Here is a 3567-nt window from a genome sequence, read left to right on the forward strand (position 1 = left end):
GCGCCGCAGTTCCGGGCCACCGCGCCGGCCGCGACCGCACTGGTGGCGACTTCGGTGGTGGTGACGGCGCTGCTGGTGCCGCCGCTCACCGCCGCCTATGCGCGCAGGATGGCGCGGACCGCGTCGCCGCCGGCGCCAGACGCCTGACCCGCGTGCCGATCCGCGACCGTCGCGGCGCGCTTTGCGCGACAATACGCGGATGCCGATGCACCCCACCACCAAAGCCCAGCTGCAAATCCATTTCTGCGTCCTGCTGTGGGGGATCACCGCGATTCTCGGCAAGCTGATCACCCTGCCCGCGCTGCCGCTGGTGTGGTGGCGGATGCTGATGGTGGTGGCGGCGCTGGCGCTGCTGCCGCGGGTGTGGCGCGGCCTGGCGGCGCTGACGCCGAAACTGGCGCTCGGCTACGCGGTGGTCGGCGCCTTGGTCGGCCTGCACTGGCTCACGTTCTACGGCGCGATCAAGCTTGCCAACGCCTCGGTCGCGGCGACCTGCATCGCGCTGGCGCCGGTGTTCACCGCGGTGATCGAACCGTGGGTGGCGAAACGGCCGTTCCGTCCCAGCGAACTGGCCTTCGGCCTGGCGGTACTGCCCGGCGTGGCCCTGGTGGTCGGCGGAGTGCCACACGGGATGCGTGCCGGTGTCGCCGTCGGCGCGGTGTCGGCGCTGCTGGTGGCGGCCTTCGGCTCGCTCAACAAGCGCCTGGTCGACCATGCCGATCCGCTGACCGTGACCGCACTGGAACTGGGCGCCGGCACCCTGACCCTGACCGCGCTGGCGCCGTTGCTGCCGTTCGTGCTGCCGGCGTTGAGCGGGCCCTTGCTGGTGCTGCCCAGCCTGCACGACACCGCGCTGCTGCTGGCGCTGGCGCTGCTGTGCACGCTGCTGCCGTTCGCCCTGGCCCTGGTCGCATTGCGCCGGCTCAGCGCCTACGCGGTGCAACTGGTCACCAACCTGGAACCGGTCTACGCGATCGTGTTCGCGATAGTGCTGCTGGACGAGCAGCGCCAGCTCACCGGGCTGTTCTACCTCGGCGTGGCGGTGATCCTGGGCGCGGTGTTCCTGCATCCGCTGCTGACCCGCACGCGTCCGGTGCAGCACCCGGAGCTGCTGGCCACCTGCGAGGCGAAGAACGTGGTGGAGTGAGCGCGGGGGCGCTCACTTCGGGATTGGGGATTGGGGATTGGGGATTGGCCCCATCCTGCGCATTTGCGGCATGACCGCAGGCCCAACTCAAACGATGCGGTATGTTCGGGGAGGCGCGGTACTTCTAGCCCCTCTCCCCCCGGGAGAGGGGTTGGGGTGAGGGTACGGCGCGAAAGCGTCTGCGTAATCTGCCTTCGCGAGGCGACGCGCCCTCCCCCTGCGGGGAACTTTTTCCCGTGGAACGAGGATCCCGAGGATCGTCCCACGTTGACGTGGCGTACTTACGCCGCCAGCGACACGCAATCGCGGCCGGCACGCTTGGCCTGGTACAGGCCCTGGTCGGCACGCTTGAGCAGGTCCTCGGCGCTTTCGCGTCCCTGCAGCGTGGCCACGCCGATGCTGGCGGTGAGCGACACGCCGAGCTGCAGCAGACTGGTGTCCTGGCGCAGGCGCTCGCAGGCGCGCATGGCCTGCGCCGCGTCCATCCCCGGCAGCAACAGCGCGAACTCGCCGCCGCCGTAGCGCGCCACGACGCTCTCGGGCGGCAGGCGCGCGCGCAGCATGTCGGCCAGCGCCAGCAGCGCCTCATCGCCCTTGTCGTGACCATGCAGGTCGTTGACGCTCTTGAAGTAGTCCAGATCCAGGATCGCCACGCTGAGCGGCGCCGAACCCGGCTGCGCCGCCTCGGCATGGATCATCAACGCGGTGGCGAAGGCGCGGCGGTTGAGCAGGCCGGTCAGCGGATCGGTGCGCGCCTGTTCCAGCAGTTCGGCGTTGAGCGATTCCAGCGATTCCTGGTACTGCAGCAGCTGCTGCTCGTACCAGGCGCGTTCGCGCAACTGCAGCGCCAGCGCATGGCTGCTGCGGCGCAGTTCGATCAGCTGCATCACCTGCCGCGACAGCGCCTGCAGCGCCGCCAGTTGTTCCGGCTGCAGGGTGCGCGGACGGTTGTCGAGCACGCACACCGTGCCGACCGGCAGGCCATCGCGGGTCAGCAGCGGCGCGCCGGCGTAGAAGCGCACCCCGCCCTCGGTGACCAGCGGATTGTGCTGGAAGCGCGCATCGGCGGTGGCGTCGGCGACCACCATGACCTGCTCCGGGGTCAGGATGGTATGGCCGCAGAACGACTCGTCGCGCGCAGTGCTCAACAGGCACACGTTGCGCTGCGCCTTCAGCCACTGGCGCTCGTCGTCGACCAGCGAGATCAGCGCCGAGGGCGTGTCGCACAGCTTGGCGGCGATGCCGACCAGATCGTCGTAGGACGCTTCCGGTTCGGTGTCCAGGATCTGCAATGCGTGCAACGCCTGCAGGCGTGCGGCTTCGTTGTCGGGCTTGCGGGGCTTGATCACGGAATACCCGGCGGCGGCGATGGTTCGCGTTGCGCAGTATGGCCAAATCCGCGGCGGACGCCAGCCCTGGCGGGCGCGCCGCCTGTACGGTTGGGCCGCGCGGCGTCAGCCGAACGCCGACACTGCGACGTGGTTACCACTCCTGGCGCTGCGGCAGCAGGCCGCGCAGTTCCTGTTCGGTAAGATTGCGCCACTGGCCCGGCTTCAGCGCGCCGAGCTTGATGTTGTCGATGCGCACGCGGCGCAACTGGGTGACCCGGTAGTCGAACGCCGCGGCCATCAAGCGGATCTGCCGGTTGAGTCCCTGCTCCAGCACGATGCGGAAGCCGAACTTGGCGATCCGCGCGGTGCGACACGGCAGGGTCATCTGGTCGTGCACGCGCACGCCGCGCGCCATGCCGCGCAGGAATTCGTCGGTGACCGGCTTGTTCACCGCCACCAGGTATTCCTTCTGATGGCGGTTCTCCGCGCGCAGGATCTCGTTGACGATGTCGCCGTTGCTGGTCATCAGGATCAGCCCCTCGGACTCCTTGTCCAGGCGCCCGATCGGGAAGATGCGCTGCTCGTGGCCGACGAAGTCGACGATGTTGCCCTTGACCGCGCTCTCGGTGGTGCAGGTCACCCCGACCGGCTTGTTCAGCGCGATGTAGACGTGGCGGCGCCCGCTCTTGGCCTTGGCGCGAGCGCGCAACGGCTGCCCGTCGACCTTGACCTCGTCGCCCTCGCCCACCACCGAACCGACCCCACCCGGCTGGCCGTTGACGGTGACCCGGCGCGCGGCGATCAGCCGATCGGCCTCCCGGCGCGAGCAAAAACCGGTCTCGGCGATGTGCTTGTTGAGGCGGACGGACATGGGCTGGGAGCTGGGAATGGGGAGTTGGGAATGGGGAATGGCAACAGCGGGCTGCTGCCGGCTGGGCCATGGCTAACGTCGGGAACGACGGCAGGGAGCGGCAGCGGGGACGCCCCCCATTCCCGATTCCCTACTCCCTGTTCCCGGCCTCTCAGCGCTTCGGCGGCCCCTTGCGCGGCGGCCGGTCGGCGGCGAAGCGGCCGGCCGGGCGCGGGCCG

General features: G+C 69.8%; 4 protein-coding genes. 2 read left to right on the plus strand and 2 right to left on the minus strand.

Features of this window, described 5'->3' with window-relative positions:
* Together D588_RS27255 and D588_RS0112520 are read left to right on the plus strand one after the other, a co-directional pair.
* Positions 1–147: 2-keto-3-deoxygluconate permease (locus D588_RS27255; RefSeq protein WP_198526765.1), on the plus strand; the 147-nt coding region annotated here is incomplete at its 5' end.
* 52 nt (positions 148–199) lie between these two features.
* Complete coding sequence (locus D588_RS0112520; RefSeq protein WP_017916225.1) at positions 200–1147, plus strand: DMT family transporter; 948 nt, start codon at positions 200–202, stop codon at positions 1145–1147.
* 281 nt (positions 1148–1428) lie between these two features.
* Here D588_RS0112520 and D588_RS0112525 read toward each other — a convergent pair whose 3' ends face one another.
* Positions 1429–2496: a sensor domain-containing diguanylate cyclase gene (locus D588_RS0112525; RefSeq protein ID WP_017909939.1), complete on the minus strand. Its 1068-nt coding sequence runs from the start codon at positions 2494–2496 to the stop codon at positions 1429–1431.
* Positions 2497–2629: 133 nt separating this feature from the next.
* On the minus strand, positions 2630–3349 hold the full coding sequence (locus D588_RS0112530; protein ID WP_010343505.1) for a pseudouridine synthase: 720 nt from the start codon (positions 3347–3349) through the stop codon (positions 2630–2632).
* Positions 3350–3567 lie beyond the last annotated feature (218 nt).

Origin of the sequence: Xanthomonas sp. SHU 308, assembly GCF_000364645.1 — a bacterium.
Taxonomy (GTDB): Bacteria; Pseudomonadota; Gammaproteobacteria; order Xanthomonadales; family Xanthomonadaceae; genus Xanthomonas_A; species Xanthomonas_A sontii.